Source organism: Nocardioides sp. P5_E3, assembly GCF_054049275.1.
Map to the genome: position 1 here is coordinate 25,528 of NZ_JBFUMR010000003.1, position 14,996 is coordinate 40,523.

Consider the following 14,996-nt stretch of genomic DNA (forward strand, 5'->3'; position numbering starts at 1 on the left):
GTACTTTCCGAGTTGGCAAGTACTAGGGGAGCGGACGTCGTTCGGATGCTCGAGCGTCAATGACGTGGTGGGTGGGGGAGTCAGTTCTTGGCCGCCGCGGTCTCGACGACGCGCCGTATGGCCGCGACGGCTACGTCAGGGGCGTCCAGGTGCACGTTGTGGCCCGAGTCCTTCACAACGTTCACCGTGCCTTGAGGCGTAAGGGTTGCGAAGGAGGCCTCATCGGTGCCCCATTGGGCCTCCACGGCTTCACTCCACACCTCCTCGGCGGCGTAGACGGCCGGGTCGTGCAGCAAGATCTCGAACGGGATGTCGGGCCACGCTGTGATGGCTTCCGCCTGGCGGGCGCTCATCGTTCCGTCCCAGTCGGGTCGGAACTCCTTGTCGTCGTACATCCGCGCGAAGGAGGGGACGGTCGGGTCGAGGAGCACGACGCCGGCCACCTCATCCGGGTGCTCGCCGACGTAGAGCCGGGTGGTCAGGCCCGCGATGCTGTGACCGACCAGGATGACAGGTCGAGGCACCCCCGCGGCGTCCAGCGTGCCGTGAAGAGAGGACGCGGCGGTGGCGGCGGTCATCATCTGTCCACCCGTGGAGTGGCCGACGCCGGGGTAGTCCCACGCACAGGTGCGGACCTCGGGCCCGAGATCTTCGCGTAGTTCGTCCCAGGTCGTCGTGGTGAAGCCCATGCCGCCCAGGAACACCAGGGTTGGGGACCCGGCTCCTCGGCACTCCAGGTGCGCCGTCTCGTCATCGACTTGGTAGAGGTCTGCGGACTCTGCGGGCGGGTCGGTGGATGAGTCGGCGCACGCGCTCAGCAGGAGGAGCCCGCAGATGCCTCCTGCTACCAGTGCTGCGGCCCTGCCGTGTCCGGCTCGCAGTCCGGGAAGGAGGCTGGTGCTCATGGTGTCGGCCACCGGACGAGGTCGCCGGTGCGGGGCTCTCGGCTGTCGCCCCACGGCCACGGACCGCCGCGAACGATGGAGGCGTCGTCGAAGACGAACGGGTCAGTCCCGGGTGCGTCGGCGGCCACCGGGGAGTCTTGCACCTGCAGGTGAAGGTGCGGTTCGTTCGAGTGTCCGTTGTTCCCTACGGCGGCCACGACCTGACCCCGGCGGACGACGTCGCCTACTGCCACGGTGACGCTGCCCTGCTGGAGGTGTGCCATCGACACGTACCGGCCCCCGCCGATGTTGATGGTGAGGTGGTTGGCGTGGTCGCCGTTGGTGCCTGGCGGGTTGTCGGGGTAGTTGTCGGTGACTTCGACGATCTGGCCAGCAGCCGGGGCCAGTACCGGCCAGCCGAAGCCGGCGTAGTCGCTCAGCTCAGCCTGGGCGCCGCCGGTGTGCGTTCTTCCGTTCGCGCCCAGCCGGACGAAGTCCAAGGCGTTGCTCTCGTTCGGGGAGTGACCGTTGAGCAGCGAGCTGTGACCGCCGTTGAGCACGAGCCATTCGCCAGTCAGTGGTGAGCCGAGTGCGACCGGTTCGATGGCCGGGACGGAGATGTGGACCAGCTGGACGGCCAGGAACGCTGAGAAGGCCGCTACGAGCACGTTCGTGGCCAGGTAGACGCGCCTTCGGGGCACCAGCGCCAACGCCGCCAAGAGAACGAGACCGAGCGCGAAGACGGCCAGCAGGAGGCCCATCTGGCCGTCGTCGAGAGAGAACCAGGTTCGGGCGAAGTGCGTGCCGCCAGCAGCCACCACCCCGGCCAGCAGGACGCAGTACACCCAGATGTTGACGAGCTGGACGAGGTGGGCTCGCATCTCGCGCCGCTGCGGATGGTGCAGCAGCCCGAGCTCGAGCTCGCCGCGACGTGCCCGCCACGCCCGCGACGCGGCGAGGACGAGCGGCAGCACCACGCTCGTCGCCACCAGCATGTTGAAGTTCTCGCCGTACGCAAAGTACAAGTACACGAAGATGACCGCACCGGAGACAGCCAGCACCAGGTTGCGCCTGGTGACCCACACGGCCCGCCTCCTGGCCGGGCCGGCCGGGGCTTCCTGCAGGGCGAGCGGCATGGCAATGAGCGCCGCACCGACCACGAGCAGTCCCAGGTCGGAGAGAGCCAGACGCTCCACCCAGAACCAGGTGAAAACCGCCCCCATGACAGCTGTGACCGCGATGTTGCGCGGCGTCGCCACAACTGCCCGCCCGGAGTCCTCCTCGTGGATGTCCGCGCTGAACGCGAGCAGCACACCGAACGCGACGAGCGCGTCAGGCCCCAAGCCCGCCAGGGCGGCGACGAGCACTGCACCGGCCAGAGCGACGAGCAGCACCCTCCGCGCGCCCCATGACGAGGGGCCACGGCGGGGTGGCGCGCCGACTGGTGTCTCGGGGAGGCGGATGCGGGGAACGGCGGTGTCAGTCACGGGGATGCTCTCTGGGATGTCCTCAGGCCAAGGGCATCGGGCTTGCGCGACTGGGTTCCCGAGCCCGGCAAACGAGGCGTCCTCATCAACACCTTCAGACTGCGCCCCACCCCCACAGGGCACAAGGACACAACTGTGACGATCTCTGCCACCGGTTGGGCCTACTGTGGAGCGATGGAACACAGATGAATGAGTCGCGGGTCGTCATCGCGACCTTCGACAAGGCTCAGATCCTGGACGTCACCGGACCCCTGGAGGTGTTCTCCAGCGCGTCGCGGTTTCTTCCGACCGTGCAGTACCGGACCGACGTCGTGTCGTCCGCCGGCGGGCCCGTCAGGGCCAGCTGCGGCCTCGAGTTCGCGTCCTCCTCGATCGTCTACATCACCGGCCCCGTTGACACGCTGATGGTCGCTGGGGGCGCCGACATGGACGCCGCGTGCGCCGACCCGGTGCTCCTCCAGCATGTGCGGCGTCTCGCCGCCGACGCCCGCCGGGTCACCTCCGTGTGCTCCGGCGCCTTCGTCCTCGCCGCGGCCGGGCTGCTGGAAGGACGACGCGCCACCACGCACTGGGCCGAATGCGAGCAGCTCAACGACCGCTACGACGCCGTCACCGTCGACGCTGACGCGATCTACGTGCACGACGGCAACGTCTGGACCTCCGCGGGCGTCACCGCCGGCATCGATCTGGCCCTGGCGCTCGTCGCCGACGACCACGGGAACGACGCTGCGGCCACCGTGGCGCGGCAGCTGGTCGTGTACCTGCGACGCTCCGGCGGGCAAGCGCAGTTCTCCGCCGTCCTCGCTGGTCAGGCCGCCGACACCGAACCCGTGCGGGACCTGCTCGCCTGGCTTCGCGACCACCTCACCGAGGACCTGTCGGTGGCCACGCTGGCTCGTCGGACCAATCTGTCGGAACGGCAGTTCTCCCGGGTGTTCAAGTCCGAGGTCGGCGTCACGGCGGCAAGCTACGTCGAAGCCGTCCGCCTCGAGTCAGCCTGCCGGCTCCTCGAGACGACGGAACGCACCGTGCAACAGGTGGCCACTACCTGCGGGTTCGGTACGCCTGAGACCATGCACCGAAGCTTTCGGAGGCGACTGAGCACCACCCCGGGGGACCATCGCCATCGCTTTCGAGGGGATGTCGTTCCCGAGGCGGGTCATCTCGACCCATCGCGGGTCTGACGAGCTGCTTTTGTCAACACGCGGCCTGCTGTGTCCTGCGAGCGGCGGCCCCGAACACCATGCGCTCCAGTGGCGTCGCGCTACTGAATCGATGTCGGCGACAACTGCCGATCCTTCTGGCATCGTTGAGTGGGAGAGCGTCCGCTCGTGTCTGCGCGATTTGGCGCCATGTCTCGGGGTCACGAACGACCGCCCTGGGTGATCGCGCCGGTCCGGCGCTGAGGCGGTGGGGCTGCACGGGAGTCGAACCGGTGGTTCTCCGCGCCGGCGCGGCACGGTCAGGCTGGTGTCGCTGGTGCGCGCCGACGTCTCAAGCGCCTCACGCGGCTCGGCGTCAAGCCCACGAGGAGCGCGAGGAGGACTGCGGCCGCGGCGAGCAGCAGCGTGCGCGGCGACCCGCTGTCGGAGCCGAGAGCGAGGGCGTATGTGGGGTAGTCGATCATCTTTGCTGCCGAGTGTGCGTTGGTTTCCCCGGTGGTGCTCGCCAGGTACTCGAGGGCGCCGTCGAAGCCGGCTCGCCCGCTGGTGCCCTCCACGCCCGGTCGCAGTCGGGTGTCGATGTGGGGGGCTTCTGCCTCGGTGAGCGTCAGGAGCGTCAGCCCGTGCGCGGTGTGAACCATGCCGGTTGAGCTGAGGGCGACGGTCCGCGCTGCGGCGGAGTTGGCGTAGACCTCGAACAGGCTCGCAGTGTCGATCTCACCGTCGCCGTCGTGGAGCGTGATGGCGATGGTGGGGCGTCCCCACGGCAGAAGGGTGTTCAGGATGAAGGGCCAGTCGCCGGGCGCCCAGGACTGCACGGGGATGGCGGTGGACGCGGTGGGGGCCCAGCCGGGGAAGCCCACCTGCGCGCCGATGTTGCGGGCCTCCTGAACTCCTGCGAGGTCTTTCATGACGGAGAGGGCACCCGGGATGCCGGAGGTGATGCCGGCGGTGGTGGTGATGGTGTCGTCGCGAACGAACCGTTCGCCGGCCACCCAGCGTGTCTCGGCGTGAGCGGTGCGGAGGGCGGACAGTCGCGACCAGTGGCTGGTGGCGGTACGACCGTCGAGGAGTCCGGTTTCGGCCATGAGCAGCGCGCCGGCGCACACGCTGAGGACACGCGCGCCCTCCGCGTGCTGCTGCACGACCCAGTCGCGGGTGGCCTCCTCGACGGCACCGGCGGGGTCGTCGACGGCCGGCACGACGACGACGTCGGGTGTGAGCTCGGGGTGGGTGGCGACGTCGGCGAACGTGTGGTCAGGCACAATCGCCGGCGCTCCTTGGACGGGAGCGGGTCCGGCGTCGGAAGCGACGGTGTAGACCGAGAACCGCGACGAGCGTGCGAACACCTCGTACGGCCCCATCGCGTCGGTCGCGACCGTCGCGGAGGTCCCGAGGACGACGGCAACAACGAACGTACCTGGCCTCGGTGACCTGTCCGCTGCAGTGGCCGCGTCTGCTGCTGGGGTGGCGTGTTGCGGGGTGTAGGCGAGCTCGCCTTGGGAGGCGGTGACCCGGGCTCCCACCAGGCCGAGGCCGCCCACGGTAACGGCTGCGAGGCCAGCGAACACGGCCGCGCGGAGCGTCGCGGCACCGATCTGTCGGGCGCGCATCACAGCACGCCCTTCGCGTGGCCGATGGTGGCGCGCCACCCGAGGGCGGCGGTGGCGAGCGCGACGACGGCGGCTGCGGTGAACGCTGTGGTGAAACCTGAACCGTCGAGGACTCCCGTGGCCTGTCGACCGGCGGATGCGCCGACGACGATGAACGCGGCGGTGCCGAGGGCACCGCCGACCTGCATGGACGCTGAGGCGAGGCCGGAGGCCAGGCCGGTGTGGGCGGCCGGAACGGCCGTGGCGAGCACCATCGTGGTCGGGGTGAAGCTGAGAGCGACTCCGGTCGCGACGAGGAGCAGGCCGGGCAGGACCGCGAGCACGTAGCCAAGGTCTTGGGGCGAGTAGGCGAGCCACAGCTGTCCGCCGGCGAGGAGGACCAGGCCGAGTATGAGGGTTCGTAGCGGCCCGAAGGTCTTCAGCGCTCGAGGCAGGACGCCGAGGGAGACGGCGAACCCGGCGAGCGAGGTGGGAACCATGGCGATGCCTGCCTGCTGGGGCGACATGGCGAGGGCCTGTTGGAAGTACAGGGCGACGAGGACGAAGGTCGACCCCCGAGTAGACCCGCCAAGTACCGCCAGGACCACGCCGCGGCGAGCCGTGGCGGAGCCGACCACCTCGAGCGGGACGAGAGGGTCACTGACCTTGCGCTCGACGACGACGAACGCCGCAGCGAGGACGACGGCTGCGGCCAGCAGACTGAGGACGCGTGGTGAGGTCCAGGTGTGGTCGCCGGCGTCCACGGCGCCGTGCACGAAGGTGATGACGGCGCCGGTGGCGAGGGTCGCGCCGACCCAGTCGAGGGAGCGTCGCGCGGTGGTCGTGTCCGGTGCGAGCACGCGTCGCGCGAGCGCGACGGCAGCCACCGAGACGGGGACGGTCACGAGGAACACCGACCGCCAGCCGACGCTGCCGGCGAGGAGGCCGCCGGTGACGACGCCGGTCGCACCGCCGAGGGTGGAGGCGGCGCCCCAGGCGCCCATCGCTCGGGCGCGCTGTGCTGCGGGGAACGTGGCCAGCAGGAGGGACATGGCGGCCGGGCTGAGGGCGGCTGCGCCGACGCCTTGCACGACGCGGCCGCCGATCAGCATGGCGGGGCCGGTCGCCAGTGCGGCGAGCAGTGTCCCGAGGGTGAAGAGACCGGCGCCGCTGGTGAAGAGGCGACGGCGTCCGAAGAGGTCGGACGCGCGCCCGGCGAGGAGGAGCAGACCTGCGAAGGAGAGCACGTAGGCGTTCACCACCCACGTCACCGCGGCCGGGGAGAACCCGAGCTCGGACTGGATGGACGGCAGCGCGACGTTGACGATCGAGGTGTCGAGCATGACCAGGAACTGGGCCGACACGAGCAGCGCCAACACCAGCGGACGCCGCTGACGGTCCAGGAACCGGTCGCCAGGCTCGGCGGGGGCGGCGGATGCCTTGGGGCGGAGGGTCGTGGTGTTCATGAATGTCACGTCTCACGCCGCGAGGCGGGACAGGTCGGCGCCGACCCGCGCCACGCGCATCGTGCCGCACCGGGGCAGTGGCTGCCTCGGACGACGTCCACGTCCTGTCCGCACCAGCACAGGTCGTGCCGTGCACCGGCGGCCGGCCGCCCGGCCATCGCCGACGCGCTCGAGATGCTTCGGATGGCTGCGGTGGCAGTCATCGTGGTGGTCCTGGCCGTAGTGGCTGTCGCGGTCCTCGCGGTCCGGAAGCTGCTGTCCATGGTTCTCGCCGCCTGGTCCTGATGTGTCGTGGTGGGTGGGTTGATGCCTTCACGGTGTCGCGGACCCGGCTTCCTCGAACCGGTCGAATGGCCGGGTTCTGCCGGGTTGGCCCGGGTTGGCCGGGTCCGCGACACGTTCAGTGGTGCATGTGGCCGATGGCGCCGGTGACGCGCTGTGCGGGCATCCGCCACAGGGCGTACGCAGCGACGACCATCGAGATGACGGCGGCGCAGGTGAAGCCGCGGCTGAACGCGGCGGCGGCTCCGTCGAGAGTCGCGAGCGACCCGGCCGTGCTGGCCACTGCGGAGAGGACGGCCACGCCGAGCGCGGCTCCCACCTCGTGTCCGGTCATGAGGAAGCCTGATGCCACGCCGGCGTGCGAGGAGGGGATGCCGGCCATGGACGTCACGGACACCGGGACGAAGACCATGCCGACGCCGACGCCCATGACGACGAGGCCGGGGAGCAGGTCGGCGGCGTAGGCGGCGTCGGGGCCGGCGGCCGACAGCAGCACGGCGGCTGCGCCGGTCACCGCGAGACCGGTGGCGGCGATGAGGCGCGGCGCGACGTGGGCGAGCAGGTGACGGGCGACGACGGTGCCGGCGGTGATGGCGAGCGCGAAGGGCAGGAACGCGACGCCGGTCTCCATGGCCGAGTAGCCGAGCACGGTCTGGACGAAGATCGAGGTAAGGAACACGGCGCCGACGAGGAGCCCGGTGATGCCGAGCATCACGGTGGTGCCTGACACGAGGGCGTCGAGCTTCCACACGTGCGGCGGGAACAGCGGCTTGGCGGCGCGTCGCTCGATGGTCAGGAACGCCATCAGCAGGACGGCTGAGACGGCCATCGCGACGACGGTGTGGGCCGACCACCAACCGTGCGTGGCGGTCGCACCAAGGGCGTAGGTCAGGGCTACGAGCCCGCCGATGACGGCGGCCGCGCCGGGGAGGTCGAGGTCGGTGAGTCGGGGGCGGGCGACCTTCTCCTTGGCGATGGTGCGGCTGCCGACGAGCAGGGCCAGGGCGCCGATGGGTCCGTTGATCCAGAAGATGAACTGCCAGCTCGTCCAGGTCGTCACGGCCCCGCCGAGCAGGACGCCTGCGGCGACACCGAGGCTGCCGACGGCCCCCCACATGGCGAGCGCGGTCCGACGCTGCGCTMCGGCATACGTGGTGGTGATGAGGGACAGCGCGGCCGGGGTGAGGAGAGCCGCGCTGAGACCTTGGACGGCCCGCGCGGCGACGAGCTCACCGGTCGAGCCGGCGAAACCGCTGACGATGGACGCGGCCGTGAAGAGGGCGAGGCCCGTGAGAAACACGCCGCGGCGCGACAGCAGGTCAGAGATGCGGCCGCCGAGGAGCAGGCCGCCGCCGGACATCATCACGTAGGCCGTGACGAGCCACTGGAGGTTGCCTCCGCCGATGTTGAGGTCGCGCCCGATGGTGGGGAGGGCGGTGTTGACGACCGAGATGTCGAGCACCACGAGGATCTGCGCGGCCAGTGCGACGGCCAGCACCGTCCAGGGTCGGCGCGGGCCGTCCTCGGTGTCAGGGCTGTGCGGGACGGCGTGTGGCGCGGCGTGCGGCGCGGTCTGGTGGGGGTCGTGGGGCGCAGCCTGCGCTGCGCCGTGGGGTGAGCCGTGGTGTGCGGATGTCTCGGACATGTGCTGCTCCTGCAGGGCGTGGGTGATGGGCGGGTGGGCGGTGCGTGTGCGTGACGGGCGCGGATGCTGGTCTGGTCTGTCCTGGGCGCGCAGGGTGCGCGCGCGGTCAGGGGGCTGCCAGCGGGGTGTCGTTGCGGACGGCTCGGACGACTGAGGTGATGGCCTCGATGGAGGCAGCGGCGCCAGCGGGGTCCTCGACCATGCCTTGGTGGCTGGCGTCGACGACGCTGTGAACGACGTCGCTGGACAGGGCCGCGAGGTCGGTCTGGGCTGCCGTCCAGCCGCCGGTGTCGTGTTCCGTTGCGCTGCTGGTCAGCACGACGAGGGGACGGTCCCCGAGAGTGGTGAGCCGTTGAGCCTGCCGGAACACCTCGGGCAGCATCGACACCTCGTCGCGGCCGTTCCGACCGGCACGCGGGGAGGTGTTCATGTCGTCGACCGGGCGGGCCGCACCGGCGGGCAGGTGCGACCCTTCGAGCAAGGTCCCGAGACCGAGCCGTGCCAGGGTCGGCATGAGGCCGTACGCGCGACGCATCATGGAGTAGGTGCGCGGATAGCTCGCGATGGCGTCGAACTGGTGGGGGCTGGTGCTGTCGAGCAGCACCAGCCCGGCCACCTCGTCGGGGTACTGGTGGGCGTACGTGAGGGCGTACGGGCCGCCGATGGAGTGCCCGACGAGGACGAAGGGGCCGGTCTCGCCGGCGGCCCCGAGCAGGGCGTGGAGGTCCTCGGTGGCCGCAGCTCCCTCCTGCGGCTCGGCGAGGTCGTCGCTCCAGCCCTGGCCTGGCCGGTCGTAGGCACAGACACGTGTGGCGGGGGCTGTGCCGTCGACGATGCGGGCCCACGAGGCCGAGAACTCCCCGAGGCCGTTGAACAGGACGACCGTGGGGCTGCCTTGGCCGCGGCAGTCGATGTGGAGGTCATGACCGTTCACCGAGAACGTCGCGCCCGGGATGGGGTTGGCGTCCGCGAACGGTTCGGTGCTGACTTGGCGCGCTCCGGCGCCGATAGCGGTGGCCGCGAACACGAGCAACGTCGCGGATACCAGCCATCGGCCGGCGCCCGCCATGTCGCGGCGCATGTGCAGGTACGTCCATACGGTGAGGGCGAGCGCGAGCGGCGGCCACACCCACGTGAGGACCCCGAGGGTGTGATCCGACGGGTCGAACGCGATGAGGGCAAGGCCCGTGGCCGCCATGGCGGCGGCCGGGACTGCAGCCCACGGCTGGGGCCGTTCTGTCTTGGCCGACAGGGCGCGCAGCGTTCCCCAACCCAGGGCGAAGCCAAGCAGGACTGCGCCAGTGCTCACTCCTTCGGTGGCCCCCGGGAACACCACCATCGTGAGGACGGCAGCTGTGACCATTCCGACGGCCAGGGAGATGACCACGACGGATGTCGAGGACCGCTTGGTTGGTGACGTGTCGGTGGTGCTCATGAGGTGCTCGCTCTCGCAGCAGTGGGTGGGTACTGCTGAGAGTGGGCGCGAGCACGGCTTCATCGCCCCGGTCAGATGGCCGGGATGACCGGTCTGGGCCGTCCGCAAGACACCCAACATCCGCGACGGGAGCTCGAGAACGTCAGCTCGAGGAGCTCAGGGCGGCGCAGTGTGTCCGGGCGGGGCGCCTGGCGGCATCTGGAGCGTGAGGCGTTGTCAGGCGAGGTCTAGCTGGGCCAGTTCGCCTCGGGAGGTGACACCTGCCTTGGTGAAGACGTTGCGCAGGTGGAAGGCGACGGTGCGCGGTGAGATCCAGCACTGCGCTGCCACGTCCTTGTTCGACATCCCGGAGCTGACGAGCTGGGCGACCTTGCGCTCCATCGGGGTGAGTTGCAGCTGCGTTGACGGGTCGCGCTTGCGGGCGGTCTCGCCGGAGGCGCGGAGCTCCTGCTCAGCACGCGCCGACCACGCGCTGGCGCGTACGTCGGTGAAGGTGTCGAGTGCGTGCCGCAGGTGCTGTCGGGCATCGACACGGCGCTGCTGGCGGCGCAGCCACTCGCCGTAGGCCAGTTCGGTGCGCGCCACGTCGAGAAGGTGTTCGCTCCGGCTGCCCTCGGCGAGCGCAAGCTGGAAGGACTTCTCGACGTCGCCGTCCTCGCTGAGCGCGTGTCCGAAGGCCACGGCGGACCGCGCCCATGGCTGCGCCGCCTGGTCGGCGAACTCCTCGAGCTCGTCGGTCCATGCCCGGGCTTGCGCGGTGTCGCCGGCGCGGGCCGCTGCTTCGAGGCGTTGGGTCGCGACCATCCGGGCGACGAAGGAGAGCCGTATGCGGGAGAAGTGATGGAGCGCGCCTGCGGTGTCTCCTCGTCCGGTGGCTCGTACGGCCGCCGCCCACCGTGTCAGGTCGTGCACGGGGTCGGCGGTGATGCCGAGCGGGTGCGCCGCGGCCAGGGTCTCGAGCTGGCCCGCGAGGTCGTCGTACTCGTCGCTGCTCTGGTGGGCGGCCAGGAGTGCCAGCCACGCGACAGGGAGGGCGGTCATGGCGGGTTGGCCGATGCCCTCACCGAGCGTCAGCGCCTCCTCGGCGCTGACGCGCACCGCGAGGTGGTCACCCGTGGCGAAGTGGACGAAGCACAGGCGTTGTAGGCAGTAGATGACTGCGGTGACGGCGCCGCTCTCGCGTGCCCGTGACAGGGCGTGGGAGTAGAAGCGTCGTTGGCCTTCGTCGTCGCCGAGCTGGAGGGCGGCGTTCCCGAGATTCCACAGGACGTCTCGGTCGTCGACGTCCTCACCGAGGTCGATGCCGAGAGCCAACGCCTCGACCGCCGCTGCCCACCGGTTCTCGGCGACCTCGGTCATCGACACCAGCATCGCCCGCAGGCACCGGGTACGGACCGAGTCGTCTCCCGCCGTCGCGGTGAGCAGGTCCTCGAACCTCAGCGGTGTGCCGCTGTCGGCACCGAAGGTGCGCATCACGGCTGCGAGCACCCCCATCTGCAGCGCCCGGACAGCGTCGACATCGCACACCGCGTGCGCGGCCTCGACGAAGATCCGGTGCCCCTCTGGCGCGGAGCCGATGTTGACCTCGAGGTGCCCCCGCAAGCTCGCGATGTCGCACAGCAGAACGGGGTCCTCTGTCACCTCGCGAGCGGTGGTGAGCAGTGCACGTGCCCGTTCCGCCTGCCCGCACGCCCACGCGCTGCGTGCGGCCGCGAACATGAGCCCCGCCCGGCGCGCGGGGTCGGTCGACAGGCCTGCGGCGCGCTCGTACGCCGCCAGCGCGGCGACATACCCGCCACGCCTGCCGGACCGCGCGCCAACGTCGGCCAGCGCGTCGACGAGGTCGTCGCCCTGGTCGTTGCCACGGTCGTCCGACCCGAAGGCCCGGTGCCAGACCGCACGGTCGGCCTCCCCCGAGCTGCTCAGCGCGTCGGCCAGGGCACGGTGGGCCCGCCTTCGGTCGTCGTCTGCAGCAGCTTGGTAGATGGCCGACCGGACGAGCGGGTGCCTCAACGTGACCACGTCGTCGGTCTGCACCAGCAGGCCAGAGTCCACGGCGGCTCGTAGCGCGTGCGCGTCGAGACCGAGACGACGGGCGGCATCGCGGACCACATCGAGTCGGCCTGAGTCGTCCGCAGCTAGCAGGAGGACCACCCGCTGCACCGGTTCTGGCAACCGGCGGCTCCGGTCGAGAAACGCCTGCTCGACCCGCTCGGTGAGATGCAGCTGGGCAGGCAGAGGCGCAGCGCCGGTGAGCTGATCTGCGTCCAGCTCGCGCGGGAGCTCGAGGAGAGCCAACGGGTTGCCGCGCGCCTCCTCCACCAGCCGAGCGACGACACCCGCCGCCGCCGACTCACCCAGCTGGCCGGCCAGAAGGGCCCGGCTCGCGTCCTCGTCGAGCCCACCCAGGACGACCTCGTCGACGCCCGGGGCCTCGAACCGGGCGGCAGCACCCTCCCTGGCTCCGAAGACCATGGCGACCCGGTCCGCACCCAGACGTCGCGCACAGAACAGCAGGGCACCGGCCGAGGCCGGGTCGAGCCAGTGGGCGTCGTCGACGATGCACAACACCGGGCTCTCCTCAGCTGCCGACGTGAGCAGCGACAAGGTGGCAACGCCCACCAGGAACGGCTCCACCGACGGGCCGTCGTCCTCACCGAAGGCCACGCCCAGGGCGCGAGCCTGCGGCGGCGGGAGGTGGTCCCGCAGCCGTGCCAGCGGAAGCAATAGTCGGTGCAACGCCGCGAACGGCAGCGGGGCCTCGACCTCCAACCCCTGCGTGCGAAGCAACGTGACGTCCGCAGCCTCTGCGGCGAGTACGTCGAGCAGTGCCGACTTCCCGACCCCGGGGTCGCCGCGGACGACCACCGCGGCGGCCGTGCCGTTGCGTGCGCCGTCAACGAGCGCTCCCAGGAGTGCCCGCTCAGGCTCCCGGCCGACCAGCACGGCACGAACGTACAGCCGCCGCGCCGCGTCCGCAGTCGTGGACCGGACCAATCCCGGCACTTTGGCCGGGGCGATGCCGCGCGCATCGCAGCAGGCTGATCGTCACGCTACGGAGGCACTCGGGCCCCGAAACACATAGCCAGGAGTCGACACACATGACCGACCGCCCAGTCACCAGCCCGGTCGCCGCACAGGCGGGCATGCAAGCCTCCGACGAGCCTGCGACAGAACGCGCAAGGCGCCGGCAGATCGGGCTGCTGGTTTTCGACGGTGTCGAGGAGCTCGACGCCGTCGGACCGTGGGAAGTGCTCTCCAACTGGACGCGCATGCACCCTGAAGACGGCTGGGACGTGTTCTGCATGTCAGTCGACGGAGGGCCGGTCGTCGGCGCGAAGTCACTCGTGCTCGGAGCCCACCACTCGGCAGGGTCCGCGCCGCCGCTCGACGTACTCATCCACCCCGGAGGACCCGGCACCAGGCCGATGCTGGACGACCCCGAACACCTCCAGTGGGTCCGTGAAGCACGCCGCGAGGTACCGCTGATGGCCTCGGTGTGCACCGGCAGCCTCGTCTACGCCGCCGCCGGCCTCCTCACCGGCAGGCGAGCTACCACCCACTGGGCCTCCCTCAACCACCTCGCCGAGCTCGACCCCACCGTCATCACCGACGTCCGCTCACGCTTCGTCGACGACGGCGACCTCATCACCAGCGCCGGCGTCAGCGCCGGCATCGACATGGCCCTCCACATCGTCGCCCGTCTTGCCGGCACCGACCGCGCACAAGAAGTCAGGCGCGACATCCAGTACGACCCCATGCCCCCGGTCTGACATCCACGGAATCACGACACCCTCACACCAAGACAAGGACGACGACATGAGCACCGGCACCCCCAAGGACTCCCCTCGACGGCGATCATGACTGCGCCGGTCCGAAGGTTGAGTCCAGGGCCTGCTCGGTCCGGAGGGGGGTGTGGCGTTGGGGGTCTTGAAGCCCTTGACGATGAGGTAGATGCCGAGGCCGAGCTCCCAGATGAACTCGGGCGCGGCGGAGAGCACCTGGACGGTCCCGCCTGCTTCGATGAGGCCGAGGACGGCAGCAGAGCCGGTGGCAATGATGAGCGGACCCCCRACCAGTCCGAACATGGACAGCCGACGCGGCACCAGACCGGTGCGCCACATCATCCAGCCGAGGATGCAGCCGTTGCCGACGCCGACGACGAACGCGGGGCCCAGGTTGAAGGTCCACTCCTGCATGGCGAGGAACCCGTTTCCGACCGCGGCCAGGCCGGCGGCGGACTGGTCGTCGGCCGCTGCGTAGTCCTGCCGCAGCGTGACGACGGTGAGGACGGCCAAGATGCCGACACCGATGAAGACGGACTCCATGATGCGGGCAGCGATGAAGCTGAGGCCAAGGTTCGGGTACCGGTGCTTGACCACCGTGTACAGCGCGGTGGCGCTGCCGATGTTGGCGATGATGAGGATGCACTCGGCGAACGCGCCCCACAGGACGCGGGAGTCCTCTCCGGGGCCCGTGACGTAGTTCCCGTCGAACAGCGGCGGGTAGAAGCCGACCTTGGCGGAGATCGAGGTGACGTAGGTGACGACGAACAGCCAGCCGACGATGGTCGCGGCGCGGCGCGTCGGGTCGTGGGCCGTCTGGCGGGTGGTGGGGGACTTCGTGGTGCGCTGGGTGGTGGTCATCGGAATCTCCTGAGGTCAGCGGTGAGGTGTGGGGTTTGCCGTGCTGTGGATGGACGGCTCAGTCCGGTTCGGTGCGGGCGACCGACACGAGCGGCAGCCCGATGTCGCGCAACTTGTGCAGCAGCCCGTGCAGGGCGGCCTGGTCGGTCACCAGGCCGCGCAGGACGGTCGTGCCGTCGTCGGGTCGGGAAAAGGTGAGGCCGTCGAGCCAGGTGGACCAGCGGGCGTCCAGGCGTCCTTGGACACGGATCTCGTACCAGTCGCCCTCGCGTTCGCTGCTCGTGTCCACCGTCGTCCCTTTCAAGGAGCGCAGTCCGGGGTGTTCTGCGCTGTCGATGTCCGGGAACGTAGGAGCCGAGGTGATGAGCGCGCGTCATCACAGGTGATGAGTGGGCC

General features: G+C 70.4%; 10 protein-coding genes and 1 pseudogene. 2 read left to right on the plus strand and 9 right to left on the minus strand.

What is annotated here, in order from left to right; all coding sequences use genetic code 11:
• Positions 1 to 80: 80 nt before the first annotated feature.
• Both ACXJKB_RS02125 and ACXJKB_RS02130 read right to left on the minus strand, forming a co-directional pair.
• Positions 81 to 905 carry an alpha/beta fold hydrolase gene (locus ACXJKB_RS02125; RefSeq protein WP_457184962.1) on the minus strand — a complete coding sequence of 275 codons (825 nt, stop codon included), beginning with the start codon at positions 903 to 905 and terminating at the stop codon, positions 81 to 83.
• Positions 902 to 2,278, minus strand: coding sequence for a M23 family metallopeptidase (locus ACXJKB_RS02130; protein WP_457184964.1), 1,377 nt, complete (start codon positions 2,276 to 2,278; stop codon positions 902 to 904). Before ACXJKB_RS02130 ends, ACXJKB_RS02125 begins: the two co-directional genes overlap by 4 nt.
• Before the next feature lie 278 nt (positions 2,279 to 2,556).
• Here ACXJKB_RS02130 and ACXJKB_RS02135 point away from each other — a divergent pair, with 278 nt between their 5' ends.
• On the plus strand, positions 2,557 to 3,555 hold the full coding sequence (locus ACXJKB_RS02135; RefSeq protein WP_457185265.1) for a GlxA family transcriptional regulator: 999 nt from the start codon (positions 2,557 to 2,559) through the stop codon (positions 3,553 to 3,555).
• Positions 3,556 to 3,833: 278 nt separating this feature from the next.
• On the opposite strand, the gene ACXJKB_RS02140 is transcribed toward ACXJKB_RS02135, so the two are convergent.
• The 5 genes from ACXJKB_RS02140 to ACXJKB_RS02160 form a co-directional block, all read right to left on the minus strand.
• Positions 3,834 to 5,147, minus strand: coding sequence for a DJ-1/PfpI family protein (locus ACXJKB_RS02140; protein ID WP_457184966.1), 1,314 nt, complete (start codon positions 5,145 to 5,147; stop codon positions 3,834 to 3,836).
• Positions 5,147 to 6,592 carry an MFS transporter gene (locus ACXJKB_RS02145; RefSeq protein WP_457184968.1) on the minus strand — a complete coding sequence of 482 codons (1,446 nt, stop codon included), beginning with the start codon at positions 6,590 to 6,592 and terminating at the stop codon, positions 5,147 to 5,149. Before ACXJKB_RS02145 ends, ACXJKB_RS02140 begins: the two co-directional genes overlap by 1 nt.
• A gap of 400 nt (positions 6,593 to 6,992) precedes the next feature.
• Positions 6,993 to 8,519: an MFS transporter gene (locus ACXJKB_RS02150; protein ID WP_457184970.1), complete on the minus strand. Its 1,527-nt coding sequence runs from the start codon at positions 8,517 to 8,519 to the stop codon at positions 6,993 to 6,995.
• 106 nt (positions 8,520 to 8,625) lie between these two features.
• Positions 8,626 to 9,954: an alpha/beta fold hydrolase gene (locus ACXJKB_RS02155; RefSeq protein WP_457184972.1), complete on the minus strand. Its 1,329-nt coding sequence runs from the start codon at positions 9,952 to 9,954 to the stop codon at positions 8,626 to 8,628.
• Between the two features lie 216 nt (positions 9,955 to 10,170).
• Positions 10,171 to 12,900: a helix-turn-helix transcriptional regulator gene (locus ACXJKB_RS02160; RefSeq protein ID WP_457184974.1), complete on the minus strand. Its 2,730-nt coding sequence runs from the start codon at positions 12,898 to 12,900 to the stop codon at positions 10,171 to 10,173.
• A 155-nt stretch (positions 12,901 to 13,055) separates the two neighbouring features.
• Between ACXJKB_RS02160 and ACXJKB_RS02165 the strand changes: the two genes are divergently transcribed.
• Positions 13,056 to 13,727, plus strand: a complete 672-nt coding sequence (locus ACXJKB_RS02165; protein ID WP_457184976.1) for a DJ-1/PfpI family protein — start codon at positions 13,056 to 13,058, stop codon at positions 13,725 to 13,727.
• 174 nt (positions 13,728 to 13,901) lie between these two features.
• On the opposite strand, the pseudogene ACXJKB_RS02170 reads toward ACXJKB_RS02165, so the two are convergent.
• Positions 13,902 to 14,600 (minus strand): annotated as a pseudogene (locus ACXJKB_RS02170) (DUF4386 domain-containing protein); the annotation flags it as partial.
• Between the two features lie 58 nt (positions 14,601 to 14,658).
• Positions 14,659 to 14,889 carry a hypothetical protein gene (locus tag ACXJKB_RS02175; protein ID WP_457184978.1) on the minus strand — a complete coding sequence of 77 codons (231 nt, stop codon included), beginning with the start codon at positions 14,887 to 14,889 and terminating at the stop codon, positions 14,659 to 14,661.
• Positions 14,890 to 14,996 lie beyond the last annotated feature (107 nt).